This window comes from Thermomonospora echinospora, from assembly GCF_900108175.1.
Taxonomy (GTDB): Bacteria; Actinomycetota; Actinomycetes; order Streptosporangiales; family Streptosporangiaceae; genus Thermomonospora; species Thermomonospora echinospora.
The window spans coordinates 146,423-159,983 of record NZ_FNVO01000008.1; the positions used below are offsets into that span (position 1 = coordinate 146,423).

Consider the following 13,561-nt stretch of genomic DNA (forward strand, 5'->3'; position numbering starts at 1 on the left):
GGAAAACGACTCGGGCAGATAGTGGCGTTTCGGGACGAAATTTCAGGAGAGGGGTCAAAGGGTGCGCCTGCGAGGCAGGACGCATCGCCGCAGGCAGATGGGCGGTAATGGCAAGGCCGTGCCCGTACGGGCGGACACGGGAGAACGGCCGGCATACCTCGACGCAGTCCTCGCGGAGGAGAACCTTTGATCATCCACATGGTTTCCGAACACGCCAGCCCGCTGGCGGTGCTGGGGGGTGCGGACGCGGGCGGGCAGAACGTCCATGTCGCGGCGCTGGCCACGGCGCTGGGTGCGCGCGGCCATCAGGTCACCGTGCACACCCGCCGGGACGCCCCCGACCTGCCGGACCGGGTCCGGCTGGCACCCGGCGTCGTGGTCGAGCACGTGCCCGCCGGCCCGCCCCGCCCGATCCCTAAGGACGAGCTGCTGCCCCACATGCCGCGGTTCGCCGAGTGGCTGGGCCGCCGCTGGCTGTCGGAGCGCCCCGACGTGGTGCACGCCCACTTCTGGATGAGCGGGTACGCCGCGCTCGCCGCCGCCAGGGACCTGGACGTGCCGGTGGCACAGACGTTCCACGCGCTCGGCTCCGTCAAGCGTCGGTACCAGCGCGAGGCCGACACCAGCCCGCCCGAGCGGCGGTGGCTGGAGCCGCGGGTGGCCCGGGAGGCCGACGTGGTGATCGCCACCTGTTCTTCTGAGGTCCAAGAACTATGCGCGTATAGAGTCCACCCGGACTCTGCGGTCGTCATCCCCTGCGGCGTCGACCTGGAGCTGTTCCGCCCGAGGGGGCCGGTGGCGCCGCGCGGCGACCGGCCCCGGGTGCTGAGCATCGGGCGGATGGTGCCGCGCAAGGGGATCGACACCGTCATCGCGGCGCTCGCCGCCGTTCCCGGTGCCGAGCTGGTCGTTGCCGGCGGCCCCGCGCTGCCCGAGCTGGACGGCGACGCCGAGGCCCGACGACTGCGCGCGCTGGCCGCCGAGTACGGGGTCGCCGACCGGGTGGTCTTCACGGGACGGGTGCCGCACGAGGAGGCCCCGGCGCTGATGCGCTCGGCCGACGTGGTGGCGAGCGTCCCCTGGTATGAGCCGTTCGGCATGGTCCCGGTGGAGGCCATGGCGTGCGGCACCCCGGTGGTCGCCTCGGCGGTCGGCGGCCACCTGGACACCGTCATCGACGGGGTCACCGGGCTGCACGCGCCCCCGCGCGACCCGGCGGCGCTGGCCGGCCGGCTGCGGGAGGTGCTGGGCGACGAGCGATGGCGGTCCCGGCTCGGCAGGACGGGCGCCCGCCGTGCCCACGCCCTGTACTCCTGGGACCGGATCGCCGCCACCACCGAGTCGGTGTACGAGCGGCTGGCCGGCCTGCGCGCCGGGGCCGCGGTGGCCGGACGGGCCGGTGGGCCGGCCGGCGGGCTGGTCGGCAGCACGAAGGGAGCGAGGTCATGACCGAGGCGCATCTGACCAGGCTGGAGACCGCACTGCGGCGGCTGCGGCGGCGCACCGCGCTGGTGGAGGAGTGGGGCCGGCTGCTGGCGGACGTGCTCGGCTCCGGCGGGCGCCTGCTGGCCTGCGGCAACGGCGGCAGCGCCGCGCAGGCCCAGCATCTGACCGCCGAACTGGTGGGGCGGTTCGACGGCGAGCGGCGGGCGCTGTCGGCGATCCCGCTGCACGGCGACACCTCCGCGCTGACCGCGATCGGCAACGACTACGGCGCCGACGAGGTCTTCGCCCGCCAGGTCCGCGCGCACGGCCGTTCCGGCGACATCCTGATCTGCCTGTCGACCAGCGGCACCAGCCGCAACGTGATCGCCGCGGCGCGGGCCGCCACCGAGCAGGGGATGCGGACCTGGGCGCTGACCGGACCGGCCCCCAACCCGCTGGCCGGGATGTGCGACGCGGCGCTGGCGGTGGACGCCCCGGTGACCGCCACCGTGCAGGAGATCCACCTGGCCGTGGTCCACATGCTGTGCGCCGTGGTGGACCGGGTCATCCGGGAGGACGACCGGCGGGCGGTGACCACGTGAGGGGTGGTCCGCTGGTCGTACTGGGCGACGCGCTGCTCGACGTCGACCTGGAGGGCACCGTTGAGCGCGTCTGCCCGGACGCCCCGGTCCCGGTGGTCGGCGACGTGCGCGAGCGCCGCCGTGCCGGGGGCGCCGGGCTGGCCGCCACGCTGGCCGCGGGGATGGCCGGGGGCGCCGGTCGCGACGTGGTACTGATCGCCCCGATCGGCGCCGACCCGTCCGGCGCCGCCCTGGCCGGGCTGCTGGAGGCCGAGGTCGAGCTGCTGAGGCTGCCGCTGGACGGCTGGACCGTGCGCAAGACCCGGGTGCGTGCCGCCGGCCAGTCGCTGGTCCGCGTGGATCAGGGCGACGGCCGGATGGCCGGCGCCCCCGTCGACGACCGCGTCCGCGAGACCCTGCACGGCGCCGGCGCCGTCCTGGTCGCCGACTACGGGCGGGGCGTCACCGCGCATGACGGGCTGCGCCGAATCCTGACCGGCGTGCCCAAGGACGTCCCCGTGGTGTGGGACCCGCATCCGCGCGGCGCGCAGCCGGTGCCGTCGGTACGACTGGCCACCCCCAACCGGGCCGAGGCCCGAGGGTTGGTGGGTACGCCGCCGGCGGGCGGCGACCCGCTCGGGCAGGCCGCCGCCGACGCGGCGGCGCTGGTGTCGCAGTGGAACGCCGCGGGCGTGAGCGTGACGCTCGGCGAACGCGGTGCGCTGCTGTCGGTCGGCGGCGACGCCCCATACGTGGTCACCGCGCCGGCCACCGGCGCGGGCGCCGACACCTGCGGGGCCGGGGACTGCTTCTCCGCCGCCGCGGCGCTGGCCCTGGCCGACGGCGCGCTGCTCAGCGAGGCCGTCACCGAGGCAGTGCACCGGGCCGCCGGCTTCGTGGCCTCCGGGACGGTCCGCGGGCCCCGCGATCCCGAACCCGGCCCGGCCGGGGACCCGTGGGAGGCGGTGCGGCACGTCCGCGAGCGCGGCGGTACCGTGGTGGCCACCGGAGGATGCTTCGACCTGCTGCATCCCGGGCACGTCAGCCTGCTGCGCCAGGCGCGGGCGCTGGGGGACCTGCTGGTGGTCTGCCTGAACTCTGACGCCTCGGTGCGCGGGCTGAAGGGGCCGGATCGCCCGGTGATGACCGAGCAGGACCGGGCCCGGGTGCTCGGTGCGCTCGACTGCGTGGACGCCGTGATCGTCTTCGCCGAGCGGACCCCGGCGCGGCTGCTGGAACGGCTGCGCCCGGACCTGTGGGCCAAGGGCGCCGACTACGCCTCCGCCGAACTGCCGGAGGCGCACATCGTCCGCCGGTACGGCGGGCAGGTCGTGCTGCTGCCCTACCTGGAGGGCCGTTCCACCAGCCGGCTCGTCGAACGGGTCCGCAGCCGCGTCAACGACGGAGGGGAGGCTGCATGATCTCCGGTGAACGCCGCATCCGCCGGGCCGTGGTGACCGGGGGAGCCGGTTTCCTCGGCTCCCACCTGTGTGAGCGGCTGCTGCACGAGGGCGTCAGCGTCATCTGCATGGACAACTTCCTGACCGGCACGCCGCGCAACGTGGCGCACCTGATGGGGCGGACCGGGTTCCGGGTGGTGGAGTGCGACCTGACCGGGTTTGTGCACGTGCCCGGCGACGTCGACCTGGTGCTGCACTTCGCGTCGGCGGCCTCGCCCATCGACTACCTCAAGCTGCCGGTCGAGACGCTGAAGGTCGGCGGGCTGGGAACGCTGCACGCCCTCGGCCTGGCCCGGGAGAAGGGGGCGCGCTTCGTCCTGGCCTCCACCAGCGAGGTCTACGGCGACCCGTTGCGGCATCCGCAGCGCGAGGACTACTGGGGCAACGTCAACCCCGTCGGGCCGCGCAGCGTCTACGACGAGGCCAAACGGTACGCCGAGGCGCTGACCACGGCCTACCGCAACAGCCGGGACGTCGACACCGGCATCGTGCGGATCTTCAACACCTACGGTCCGCGGATGCGCCCGCACGACGGCCGCGCCATCCCCACCTTCATCCGGCAGGCACTGGCGGGGGAGCCGCTGACCGTCGCCGGGGACGGCTCGCAGACCCGGTCGATCTGCTACGTGGACGACACCGTCGCGGGCGTCCTCGCGCTGGCCCGCAGTGACCTGGCCGGGCCGGTCAACATCGGCAACGCCGAGGAGACCAGTGTGCTGGAACTGGCCGAGACGATCCGCGACCTGACCGGTTCGCACTCCCCGATCGAGTTCGTGGAACGGCCGATCGACGACCCGTCGGTGCGCTGCCCCGACACCACACTGGCCGCCGAGCGGCTCGGCTGGCGGCCGCGGGTGCCCAACACCGAGGGGCTGCGCCGCACCATCGACTGGTTCGCCGCCGAGCTGGGCCTGACCGGCGGCCGGCGGGCCGCGGCCGGCGGCTGACGGGCCGGTCGGGGACGACCCCGGACCCCCGAAGCCCGGGTCGGCTGACCCTCGCTTCGCCGCGGTCGTCCGGCTCGCCCGGCCGGGACCTCGGCGGGCGTCGGCCGCCGTGAACGTCAGCGGGCGTTGGCCGCCATGAAGGCGGCGAATTCGGCCAGGGACAGCTTGCCGTCGCGGCTGCCGTCGGCGGCCACCATCACCTCGACGGCGCGCGCGTGGCTGATCTCCTGGCCGAGCGCCCGCATCAGGGTCTTCAGCTCCTCTAGCGAGATGAACCCGTCACCGTCCAGATCGACCATTCCGAACGTGGCCGCGTACTCGCTGGTGTCTTCGTTGGTGTCCGTCACGGCGCGCACCCTAGCAGCCGGACCCGCCCCGCGAAGCGGCGGAGCCGTGACCGTGCGCACGCCTCAGGAGTCGGCGGCGCACCCGTCGGCGAAGGCGCGCAGGCCCGGCAGATCGAGCACGGTGACCCTCTTGTAGGCGGTGGCGACCAGCCCCTTGTCGCGCAGCTCGCCGAAGCCCCGGGCGGCCGTCTCCCGCGAGGCGTCCACCCAGCTGCCCAGGTCGGCCTGCGACAGCTGCGGCAGGATCGGCACCCGCCCGCCGGGGCCGGGCTCGGTGTAGCGCAGCGACAGCTCCGCCAAGTGGACCAGCAGGTGCGCCAGCCGGCAGGTGCCGTCGGCGCCGGCGTGCACCCGCAGCCGGTTGCCCAGCTCGCCCATGCGGTCGACGATGGTGGCCACCAGCGGCCACCAGGTGCGCGGGTTCTCGTCCAGGAAGGCCCGGAACCGGGCGGCCGGCACGTTCAGCGCCTTGATCGGCACCAGCGCCTGCACGGTGGCCGTGCGCGGGCCGTCGAACATCGCCGACACCTCGCCGACCAGGTCACCGGGGCCGCGCACGGCCAGCACGACCTCCCGTCCCGAGCCGGTGGGGGAGATGACCTTGGCCCAGCCCTCCATGATGATGGTGACGTGCGTGGAGACGTCGCCCTCGAAGGTGAGCGGCTCACCGCCGGGCCGGAAGGTCCGGAGCCGGCCGGCGCGGCGCAGCGTGGCCCGGCCCGCGTCGTCGAGTGCCTCCCAGAAGGGAGAGGTCACCGGTACCCGTTCCATGGGGCCCTCGCGCACGCCGCCCTCCGACCGGTCGTGCCTCCCCTCGGGAGGCCAACGGATTGTGAAAGCAATTGACCCATTTTCCGCTCTCCGTGACAAGGTTTGTCATCCGCGTCCGCGACCGTATCGCGGGTAGAGCCGCGTCATGAAAGTGATCGTGCTCGCCGACACGCACGCGCCGCGGCGCTGGCGCTCCTGCCCGCCCGCGGTGGCCGCGCTGCTGCGCGGGGCCGATCTGATCCTGCACGCCGGGGACGTCTGCACGGCCGCCGTGCTGGACGAGCTGTCGGCGTACGCGCCGGTGCGCGCGGTGCTGGGCAACAACGACAGCCCCGACGTGGCGGCCTGGGGCGCCCCCGAGACGGTGGACCTGGACCTGGCCGGGCTGCGGGTCTCGATGATCCACGACAGCGGCCCGGCCAGGGGCCGCCTGGGCCGCATGCGCCGCCGGTTCCCCGACGCCGACCTGGTGGTCTTCGGCCACTCGCACATCCCGATGGACGAGCGCGGCGAGGACCTGCGCATCTTCAACCCCGGGTCGCCCACCGACCGCCGCCGCCAACCCCACGGCACGGTGGGCGTCCTGCACATCGAGGAGGGCGGACTGCTGCACGCCGAGATCGTCCCGGTGACCTGACCTGACCTGACCTGACCTGACCTGACGTGACCTGGACGGACCTCGACCCGGAACGGACCTTGCCCGGGACGCTCCGGTCACATCCCGGTCACATCCCGGCCGCGTCCCGCCTGGCGGGACGGCGTCGGCCGGGGGAGCGGCCGCCCCCGCCCCTGCGACGGGGCGAGGGCGGCGCGGACGGACGACGTGACGGAGGCGTACGGGAATCGAACCCGCCGACCCGAGATGCTCGGGTCCCATGGTTTTGAAGACCAGGGAGCCCACCAGGCACTCGCCCGCCTCCGCGTCCGACCCTATGCGATCGCGGGACGGGCGTTCAGGAGGGGTAGAGCTCCTCGATCACGTCGGTGTACTTGCCGTGCACGACCCGCCGCTTGAGCTTGAGGGTCGGGGTGAGCTCCTCGCTCTCGGCGGTCCACTCGGCCGGCAGCACCCGCCACCTCTTGACCTGCTGGACGCGGGCCAGCCGGGCGTTGGCATCGGTCACCGCCTGCTCGATCTCGGCCAGCACCAGCGGGTGCCCGGCCAGGGCGGCCAGGTCGGTGGTGTCGATCCCGGCGGCCGCGGCCCACACCGGGGCCACCTCGCCGTCCAGGGTGATCAGCGCGACCACGTACGGGCGGCGGTCGCCGTAGGCCAGCGCCTGGCCGACCAGCGGGTGCTCCTTGAGGAGGTTCTCGATCAGGGAGGGGGCGATGTTCTCCCCGCCCGCGGTGATGATGAGCTCCTTCTTGCGGTCCACGACCTTGAGGAACCCGTCGGGGTCCAGCTCGCCCACGTCGCCGGTGTGCACCCAGCCCTCCTCGTCCAGCAGCTCGGCGGTGGCCTCCGGGCGGCCGAGGTAGCCGGGGGTGCAGGTGGAGCCGCGCACCAGGATCTCCCCGTCCTCGGCGATCCGCAGCTCCACGCCGGGGAACGGCCGGCCGACCGTACCGAGCCGGAACCCCTCGTCGGTGTTGGCGGTGACCGCGCCGGTGGTCTCGGTCATCCCGTACACGTCCATGATCTTGATGCCCAGGCCGGCGAAGAACCGGGCCACCTCGATCGGCAGCGGCGCCGCGGCGCTGAGCGCCTGCACTACCCGGTCCAGGCCGAGCAGCCCGCGGATGGTGCCCAGCACCGCGGCGTCGGCCTGCTCGAAGGCGGCGCGCAGCTCCGCCGAGACGGTGCCGCCATACTGCAGGCCCCCCACGTACTGACGGCCGACGTCCAGCGCGCCGGCGACGGCGGCCTTCTTGGCCTCGTCGGTCTCGGCGGCGAGCACCGCCTGGACGCCCGCCATGATCTTCTCCCAGACCCGCGGGACGCCGAAGAAGGAGTCCGGCCGCACCTCCCTGAGCACCGCGGTGAGCTGCGCGGGGTCGGGACACATGTGGACGTGCGCGGCCCGTACGACCGGCAGGTACATGCTCAGCACCCGGTCGGCGATGTGCGCGAACGGCAGGTAGGAGATGGCCGTGTTGTGCGGCGGCAGGGCGGAGGTGGCCTCGGAGACCGCGGCCTCGTACAGCGCCATGGTGTGGGTGATGAGCACGCCCTTGGGATCGCCGGTGGTGCCGGAGGTGTACAGCACGGTGAGCGTGTCGGACGGCTTGACCGCCTGCCAGCGCCGGTCGATCTCGGCGGGGTCGGCGGCCAGCCGCTCACGGCCCAGCTCCAGGAAGTCGTCCCAGGTCATGAAGCGATCGCCGGACGGGCAGACGGCGGCGTCCAGCACGATCACCCGGCGCAGGCCCGGCAGCCGGTCCAGCACCGGCAGCCAGCGGTCAAGCTGGTCCCGGCCGTCCAGCACCGCGTAGGCGGCCGAGCAGTTGCCCGCCACGAAGGCGACCTGGTCGGCGGCCAGGGTGGCGTACACGGTGGTCGGGACACCGCCGGCGTGCACGGCGCCGAAGTCGGCGAGCACGTGCTCGGAGCGGTTGGGCATCATCAGCGCGACGACCTCGCCGGGGGCCAGGCCGAGCGCGGCGAAGCCGGCCGCGATCTCCAGGGCCAGCTGCCGGGTCCGCCCCCAGGTCAGCGTGCGCCACCCGGCGCCGTCCCGGTCGGAGTAGGCGGGCAGGTCGGGGTGGCGTTCGGCCGTGTCGCGCAGCCGGGTGCACAGGGTCTGCCCCTCGATCGCCCGCTCGAACTCCGCCCGTTGCTCCAGGATCTCGTCCCGCGGCATCTCGCGCCCCTTCGCTGTCAGTGGATACTTACGGGGGCATCGCATCATGTCGAACGCTGTTCGGACAAGAGGGGGCGCGGTCGTCTGCGATCCGTGTCCCCGGGGATGCGCACCGTGCCCTTTGCGCTGGTTGATCGGTGGCCGATCACGGTGCGATAGTTTCGGATCGTGACCTCCGTACGGCTGACCCGGTACGCCCATGGCGGCGGCTGCGCCTGCAAGATCCCGCCGGGCGAGCTGGAGTCGATGGTCGCCGGGCTGGCCGTCGCGCCCCTGCGCGGCGCCGCCACCGGGCACGGCCTGCTCATCGGGCTGGAGGACGGCGACGACGCGGCGGTGCTGAGCCTGGACGGCGACCGGGCGGTGGTGTCCACCGTCGACTTCTTCACCCCTGTGGTGGACGACCCCTACGACTGGGGGCGCATCGCCGCCGCCAACGCCCTGTCCGACGTCTACGCGGTCGGCGGCCGGCCCCTGATGGCCGTCAACCTGCTGGGCTGGCCGCGCGACACGCTGCCGATGGAACTGGCCCGCGAGGTGCTGCGCGGCGGGCATGACGTCGCGGCGCGGGCGGGCTGCCACGTGGCCGGCGGGCACAGCATCGACGACCCCGAGCCCAAGTACGGGATGGCGGTGACCGGGATCGCCGACCCGGCCCGACTGCTGCGGCTGGACGCCGCCCGGCCCGGCACCCCGCTGTCGCTGACCAAGCCGCTGGGCATCGGCGTGCTCAACACCCGCCACAAGGCCACCGGCGAGCTGTTCCCCCAGGCCATCGCCGCCATGACCACCCTGAACGCCGACGCCGCGCAGCTGGCGCTGGAGGCCGGCGCGCAGGCCGCCACCGACGTGACCGGCTTCGGCCTGCTCGGCCACCTCTACAAGATGGCCCGGGCCGGCGGGGTGACCGCGGTGGTGGACGCGGCGGCGGTGCCCTACCTGGACGGCGCCCGCGAGGCGGTGCGCGACGGGTTCGTCTCCGGCGGCACCCGGCGCAACCTGGCCTGGGTCACCCCGCACACCGACTTCGGCAGGATCGCCGAGCCCGAGCGGCTGCTGCTGGCCGACGCCCAGACCTCCGGCGGGCTGCTGGTGGCCGGCGAGGTGCCCGGCGCGCCGGTGATCGGCGAGCTGGTCGCCCGGCCCGCCGGCGGGCCCGCGCTGGTCGTCCGCTGATCCGGCCGGGCTCCTCGTCCCGGCGTCCGCGCAGGCCGGTTGGGGCGGGGAAGTACGGGTAGGAGCACACGGGCTGCCACGCTGGGGGGCGACGGAGGGGGCCGGCATGGTCATCGGGGACATCGTCATCGCCGTTGTCTTCGGGTCGATCGTCGGGGTGCTGGGGCGGCTCGTGGTGCCGGGCCGGCGGCCGGCGCCGCTGTGGCTGGTGGTCGTGGCCGGCGTCGCCGCCGCGATCATCGGCGCCTGGCTGGGGCAGGTGCTCTTCGGCTGGGAGAACGGCGCGCTCAGCTTCCCCGTGGTGCTGCTGCAGATCATGCTCGCCGCGATCGGGGTGTTCACCGCGGCCACGCTGGGGCTCAGGCGGGGCGGCGCCTGACCGTGGCCTGACCAGGGCCTAATCGGGGGCGGTGTCCCGTGCCCCGGCGCGTCCCGTCACCCGTACGTGGCCGTCCTCGTCGAGATGGCCGACGTCCCCGGTCAGGTAGTAGCCGGGGTATCGGGCCAGATGCGCCTCGACGAACCGTTCGTCGTCGCGCCACAGTGTGGCCAGTGCGCCCGGCGGCAGCGGCAGCCGCAGGCCCAGCTCCCCGTCGGTGCCGGGCGGCACCGGCCTGCCGTCCGGGCCCAGCGCCTGCACGTCGAAGCCGGGCGTCGGAGGCCCGGCGACGCCCGCCCGCACCGGCACCGGCTCCAGGCCGCGCGGGGCCGCGGCGATCGGGCGGCCGGTCTCCGGCCGCTCCCACTGCCCGGTGACCGGGCGTCCCAGGGCGCGCGAGGCCCACGCGCAGGCCCCCGCGTCCGGCCGCTCCCCGGCCAGGAACACCGCCTCCAGCGCTGACAGATCGTGGCCCCGCGGCCGGTCCCCGTCCCGTTCCCTGAGCGCCCTGATCGTGGCCGGTGTGGTCAGCGCTCCCTTCACCCGGTGCTCGGCGATCACCCGCAGGAATGCGCCGCCCCCCTCGTGCAGCAGGAGCGTGCAGCCGGTCAGCAGGGGAGCGTAGATCGCCGACGACAGGCCGGCCGGCCAGCCGAGGTCGCAGGTGGCCCCGAACACCTCCCCGGGGCCGACCCCGTAGAGGTGCTCCATCGACCAGCGCAGCGCCACCGCGTACCCGCCGTTGTCGTGGACCACCCCCTTGGCGGGCCCGGCCGTCCCGGGCGTGAACAGCACGTGGAGCGGGTCGGTCGCCGCGACCGGCACGCACCCGGCCGGGCGCGCGGCCGCCATCGCCTCGTCCCAGTCGACGTCGCGGGGTGGCACGGCGCTCGTGCCGCCGGGCCCTCGTAGGATCACGCGGTGGCCGACCTTGTGCGAGGCCAGCCGCAGGGCGGCGTCCAGCACGGGCTTCGCGGACCCGGCGGGATCCTCGGCGGCCGAGACGATCACCTTCGGCCGGACCACGTCGATCTGCGCCGCCAGCGCGTCGGCGTCCGGGCCGCCGGACGGCGCCACGTGCACCACGCCCAGCCGGGCACAGGCCAGCACCGCGATGACCGCCTCGGGCGTCATCGGCAGATGCACCAGTACGCGGTCGCCGGGCTCGGCGCCGAGCCCGGCCAGCACCCCCGCGAACCGGGCCACCAGGTCGGTCAGCTCCATGTAGGTGTAGGCGCGTGGCGGGCCGGAATCCCCACCGGGGCAGACCAGCGCCGGCTGGTCGCCGCGACCGGCGACCACGTGCCGGTCCAGCGCGTTGTCGCAGGTGTTCAGCTCACCGCCGGTGAACCACCGGTAGAACGGCGGCGCCCCGTCGTCCAGCACCCGGTCGGGTGGTGCCAGCCAGCGGATGTCCCGGGCGGCCAGCCCCCAGAAGCGGGCCGGGTCGGTGATGCTGCGCTGGTACGCGGCCGCGTAGGCGCCCATGCGGTCCTCCGGGGTGGGAAGGGGCCAGGTAGCGCGTCCCTGGAGGACGCCCACCCCTAGCGCATTCCCAGAGGGGGCTGTTCGTCAAGGGCGGGACCGGCGCGCCTTCAGGACGTCTCCAGCGCCTCGACGACGTGGACGCCGCCGGGCGGGCGGTGCCGGAGGCCGTGCACGACGGCCACGACCGCGGCCAGCCCCGCGCCGACGGCGGCGATCACGAAGCACAGCACATAGCCGCCCAGCTCCGGCGCGATCGCGCCCGGCCGGGTGTAGGCGGCCACCACCGAGGCGGAGGCGGCCCCGCCGATGCTGCCGCCCGCCACCCGCACCAGGGAGTTGATCCCGCTGGCGATGCCGCTCTTGTCCATCGGGACGTGCTGTACGGCCAGCGTGCCGAGCGCCGCGTAGGCCACGCCCAGGCCCACGCCCTGGATCCCGCCGTACACGATCATGTCGGCCGGGCCGTCGTTGAAGACCGCCAGCCACGCGAAGCTGAGCCCGGTGACCAGCGCGCCGGCGGCCAAGGTGAACGCGGCGCCGATCCGCAGGGCCAGCCGCCCGGTCCACAGGGACGCCGCCAGCATGGTCACGGTGCTGGGCAGCGACAGCAGTCCCACGTCCAGCACGGACCCGCCCATGCCGTACCCGGTCGACTCCGGGACCTGCATGAACTGCGCCGTCAGGGTGAACCCGGTGAACATGGCGAAGCCCAGCAGCAGCGCTGCCGCGTTGGCCGACAGCGACTGCCCGCCCACCAGCAGCCTCACGTCCACCAGCGGCACGCGCACCCGCCGTTCGACGAGCGTCCAGACCGCGCACAGCACCGCGGCCCCGGTGAACAGGCCCAGCACCCCGGGCGACCCCCAGCCCCAGGAGTTGCCCTGGCTGATGGCCAGCAGCAGGCACACCAGCCAGCCGGCCAGCAGCAGCGTCCCGGGCACGTCGGGCCGGCCGCCGGCCCGGCCGCCGACGTCGCGGGCGCACGCCATGACCAGCAGCAGGACGGCCGTCGCCAGCCCAGCGTTGATCCAGAAGACCGGGTGGTGGCTGTCGGTACGGGCGGCCAGCAGCCCGGTGACGATCATGCCGAGCGCGCCGCCGACGCCCATGGTGGCGCTGACGACGCCGATCGCGGTGGTCACCCGCTCGCGCGGGAAGGTGTCCCGGATCAGCGCGATGGCCAGCGGGATCATCGCCGCCGACACGCCCTGCAGGGCCCGTCCGGCGATCAGCGCGCCCAGCGAGCCGGACAGCGCGCACACCACCGAGCCGATCACCTGCAGCCCGATCGCCACCAGGATCATCGGCTTCTTGCCGTACATGTCGCCGAACCGCGCCAGCAGCGGGGTGGTCACCGCGCCGGCCAGCAGCGAGACGGTGAACACCCAGGTGACCGCGGTCACCGAGACGTCGAAGACGGTCATCATCCGGGGCAGCAGCGGGATCACCAGCGTCTGCTGGACCGACACCACCATCCCGGCCGCCGCCAGCGCCAGCAACTGGGGCATCACCCGGCCGCCGCCGGGCCGCCCGGATCGCTGGGACACCGCGGGGGCGGTGGTGGCCATGGCACCTCCAGGTCGAGCGCCGCAGCAGGATACAACTTACTTAAGTTAAGTAATGAGGCGGGTCCGTCGTCCGGGCATCGGGCACACTGCCGGGATGGACGAGGCGCCGGCCGACATTGCCGAGATCGAGCGCGCGCTCGACCGGGTGTCCCACCTGCTCACCCGGGCCCGGCGGCACGGCCGCACCGTCGCCGAGGCCGGCGTGCCGGTGGACCGTGCGGCCGTCCCGGTACTGCGGCTGCTGGCCGACGCCCCCGGGCCGCTGCGCCCGGGGGAACTGGCCGTCCGGCTGGCGGTCGAGGCCCCGCACGTGACCCGGCAGCTCCAGCGCCTGGAGAAGGCCGGGATGGTGGAACGCGTGCCCGACCCCCGCGACGGTCGCGCCCACCGGGTGCGGCTCACCGACGCCGGGCGCGCGGCGGTGGACCGCATCCGCGCCGTCTCGCGGCGCTGGATGGCCGAGGCGCTGGCTGACTGGCCGGTGCCCGAGCGCCGGCTGTTCGCGGCGCTCCTGCACCGCATGGTGGACGACTTCCTGGCGCACGCCGCCGAGCACGGCACCCTGGGCGCCGAGCCCCGCCGCCCCTGCTGTGACGACGGTCTCACGGGCTGACC

13 protein-coding genes and 1 tRNA gene are annotated in these 13,561 nt (G+C 74.6%); 8 read left to right on the forward strand and 6 right to left on the reverse strand.

Going from position 1 to position 13,561, the window contains the following annotated elements; translation table 11 throughout:
• Window positions 1-186: 186 nt before the first annotated feature.
• The 4 genes from C4U03_RS19740 to C4U03_RS19755 are packed head-to-tail and all read left to right on the forward strand — an operon-like array spanning window position 187 to window position 4,413.
• On the forward strand, window positions 187-1,449 hold the full coding sequence (locus C4U03_RS19740; protein WP_103939289.1) for a glycosyltransferase: 1,263 nt from the start codon (window positions 187-189) through the stop codon (window positions 1,447-1,449).
• Window positions 1,446-2,027, forward strand: a complete 582-nt coding sequence (locus tag C4U03_RS19745) for a D-sedoheptulose-7-phosphate isomerase (RefSeq protein ID WP_103939290.1) — start codon at window positions 1,446-1,448, stop codon at window positions 2,025-2,027. The genes C4U03_RS19740 and C4U03_RS19745 overlap by 4 nt, the downstream gene beginning before the upstream one ends.
• The gene (gene rfaE2 / locus C4U03_RS19750) at window positions 2,024-3,427 is read left to right on the forward strand and encodes a D-glycero-beta-D-manno-heptose 1-phosphate adenylyltransferase (RefSeq protein ID WP_103939291.1); all 1,404 of its coding nucleotides are present in this window, start codon (window positions 2,024-2,026) and stop codon (window positions 3,425-3,427) included. The genes C4U03_RS19745 and rfaE2 overlap by 4 nt, the downstream gene beginning before the upstream one ends.
• The gene (locus C4U03_RS19755; RefSeq protein ID WP_103939292.1) at window positions 3,424-4,413 is read left to right on the forward strand and encodes a UDP-glucuronic acid decarboxylase family protein; all 990 of its coding nucleotides are present in this window, start codon (window positions 3,424-3,426) and stop codon (window positions 4,411-4,413) included. The genes rfaE2 and C4U03_RS19755 overlap by 4 nt, the downstream gene beginning before the upstream one ends.
• Before the next feature lie 116 nt (window positions 4,414-4,529).
• On the opposite strand, the gene C4U03_RS19760 is transcribed toward C4U03_RS19755, so the two are convergent.
• Window positions 4,530-4,760, reverse strand: coding sequence for an EF-hand domain-containing protein (locus tag C4U03_RS19760; RefSeq protein ID WP_327373167.1), 231 nt, complete (start codon window positions 4,758-4,760; stop codon window positions 4,530-4,532).
• Between the two features lie 63 nt (window positions 4,761-4,823).
• Window positions 4,824-5,516: a Crp/Fnr family transcriptional regulator gene (locus C4U03_RS19765; protein ID WP_235017985.1), complete on the reverse strand. Its 693-nt coding sequence runs from the start codon at window positions 5,514-5,516 to the stop codon at window positions 4,824-4,826.
• A 160-nt stretch (window positions 5,517-5,676) separates the two neighbouring features.
• On the opposite strand from C4U03_RS19765, the gene C4U03_RS19770 reads away from it, so the two are divergent.
• Window positions 5,677-6,168, forward strand: coding sequence for a metallophosphoesterase family protein (locus C4U03_RS19770; protein ID WP_103939294.1), 492 nt, complete (start codon window positions 5,677-5,679; stop codon window positions 6,166-6,168).
• 190 nt (window positions 6,169-6,358) lie between these two features.
• On the opposite strand, the gene C4U03_RS19775 is transcribed toward C4U03_RS19770, so the two are convergent.
• Window positions 6,359-6,451: transfer RNA gene (locus C4U03_RS19775), tRNA-Sec, on the reverse strand.
• A 33-nt stretch (window positions 6,452-6,484) separates the two neighbouring features.
• Entirely contained in the window at window positions 6,485-8,335 is a 1,851-nt protein-coding gene (locus C4U03_RS19780; RefSeq protein WP_103939295.1) for an AMP-dependent synthetase/ligase, read from the reverse strand.
• Window positions 8,336-8,500: 165 nt separating this feature from the next.
• Here C4U03_RS19780 and selD point away from each other — a divergent pair, with 165 nt between their 5' ends.
• Together selD and C4U03_RS19790 are read left to right on the forward strand one after the other, a co-directional pair.
• Window positions 8,501-9,511, forward strand: coding sequence for a selenide, water dikinase SelD (gene selD, locus C4U03_RS19785; protein WP_200827354.1), 1,011 nt, complete (start codon window positions 8,501-8,503; stop codon window positions 9,509-9,511).
• A gap of 106 nt (window positions 9,512-9,617) precedes the next feature.
• On the forward strand, window positions 9,618-9,890 hold the full coding sequence (locus tag C4U03_RS19790; protein WP_103939297.1) for a GlsB/YeaQ/YmgE family stress response membrane protein: 273 nt from the start codon (window positions 9,618-9,620) through the stop codon (window positions 9,888-9,890).
• 18 nt (window positions 9,891-9,908) lie between these two features.
• On the opposite strand, the gene C4U03_RS19795 is transcribed toward C4U03_RS19790, so the two are convergent.
• Together C4U03_RS19795 and C4U03_RS19800 are read right to left on the reverse strand one after the other, a co-directional pair.
• Complete coding sequence (locus tag C4U03_RS19795) at window positions 9,909-11,378, reverse strand: AMP-binding protein (RefSeq protein WP_103939298.1); 1,470 nt, start codon at window positions 11,376-11,378, stop codon at window positions 9,909-9,911.
• A 107-nt stretch (window positions 11,379-11,485) separates the two neighbouring features.
• Window positions 11,486-12,946, reverse strand: coding sequence for an MFS transporter (locus C4U03_RS19800; RefSeq protein WP_103939299.1), 1,461 nt, complete (start codon window positions 12,944-12,946; stop codon window positions 11,486-11,488).
• Between the two features lie 94 nt (window positions 12,947-13,040).
• Here C4U03_RS19800 and C4U03_RS19805 point away from each other — a divergent pair, with 94 nt between their 5' ends.
• The gene (locus C4U03_RS19805) at window positions 13,041-13,559 is read left to right on the forward strand and encodes a MarR family winged helix-turn-helix transcriptional regulator (RefSeq protein WP_103939443.1); all 519 of its coding nucleotides are present in this window, start codon (window positions 13,041-13,043) and stop codon (window positions 13,557-13,559) included.
• The last annotated feature ends 2 nt before the right edge of the window (window positions 13,560-13,561 follow it).

What these genes read in the sequence shown, in the direction of transcription:
- C4U03_RS19745 (WP_103939290.1), top strand. Translation starts at nt 1,446, where the DNA reads ATGACCGAGGCGCATCTGACCAGGCTGGAGACCGCACTGCGGCGGCTG.
- C4U03_RS19755 (WP_103939292.1), top strand. Translation starts at nt 3,424, where the DNA reads ATGATCTCCGGTGAACGCCGCATCCGCCGGGCCGTGGTGACCGGGGGA.
- C4U03_RS19770 (WP_103939294.1), top strand. Translation starts at nt 5,677, where the DNA reads ATGAAAGTGATCGTGCTCGCCGACACGCACGCGCCGCGGCGCTGGCGC.
- C4U03_RS19780 (WP_103939295.1), bottom strand. Translation starts at nt 8,335, where the DNA reads ATGCCGCGGGACGAGATCCTGGAGCAACGGGCGGAGTTCGAGCGGGCG.
- C4U03_RS19790 (WP_103939297.1), top strand. Translation starts at nt 9,618, where the DNA reads ATGGTCATCGGGGACATCGTCATCGCCGTTGTCTTCGGGTCGATCGTC.
- C4U03_RS19795 (WP_103939298.1), bottom strand. Translation starts at nt 11,378, where the DNA reads ATGGGCGCCTACGCGGCCGCGTACCAGCGCAGCATCACCGACCCGGCC.
- C4U03_RS19800 (WP_103939299.1), bottom strand. Translation starts at nt 12,946, where the DNA reads ATGGCCACCACCGCCCCCGCGGTGTCCCAGCGATCCGGGCGGCCCGGC.
- C4U03_RS19805 (WP_103939443.1), top strand. Translation starts at nt 13,041, where the DNA reads ATGGACGAGGCGCCGGCCGACATTGCCGAGATCGAGCGCGCGCTCGAC.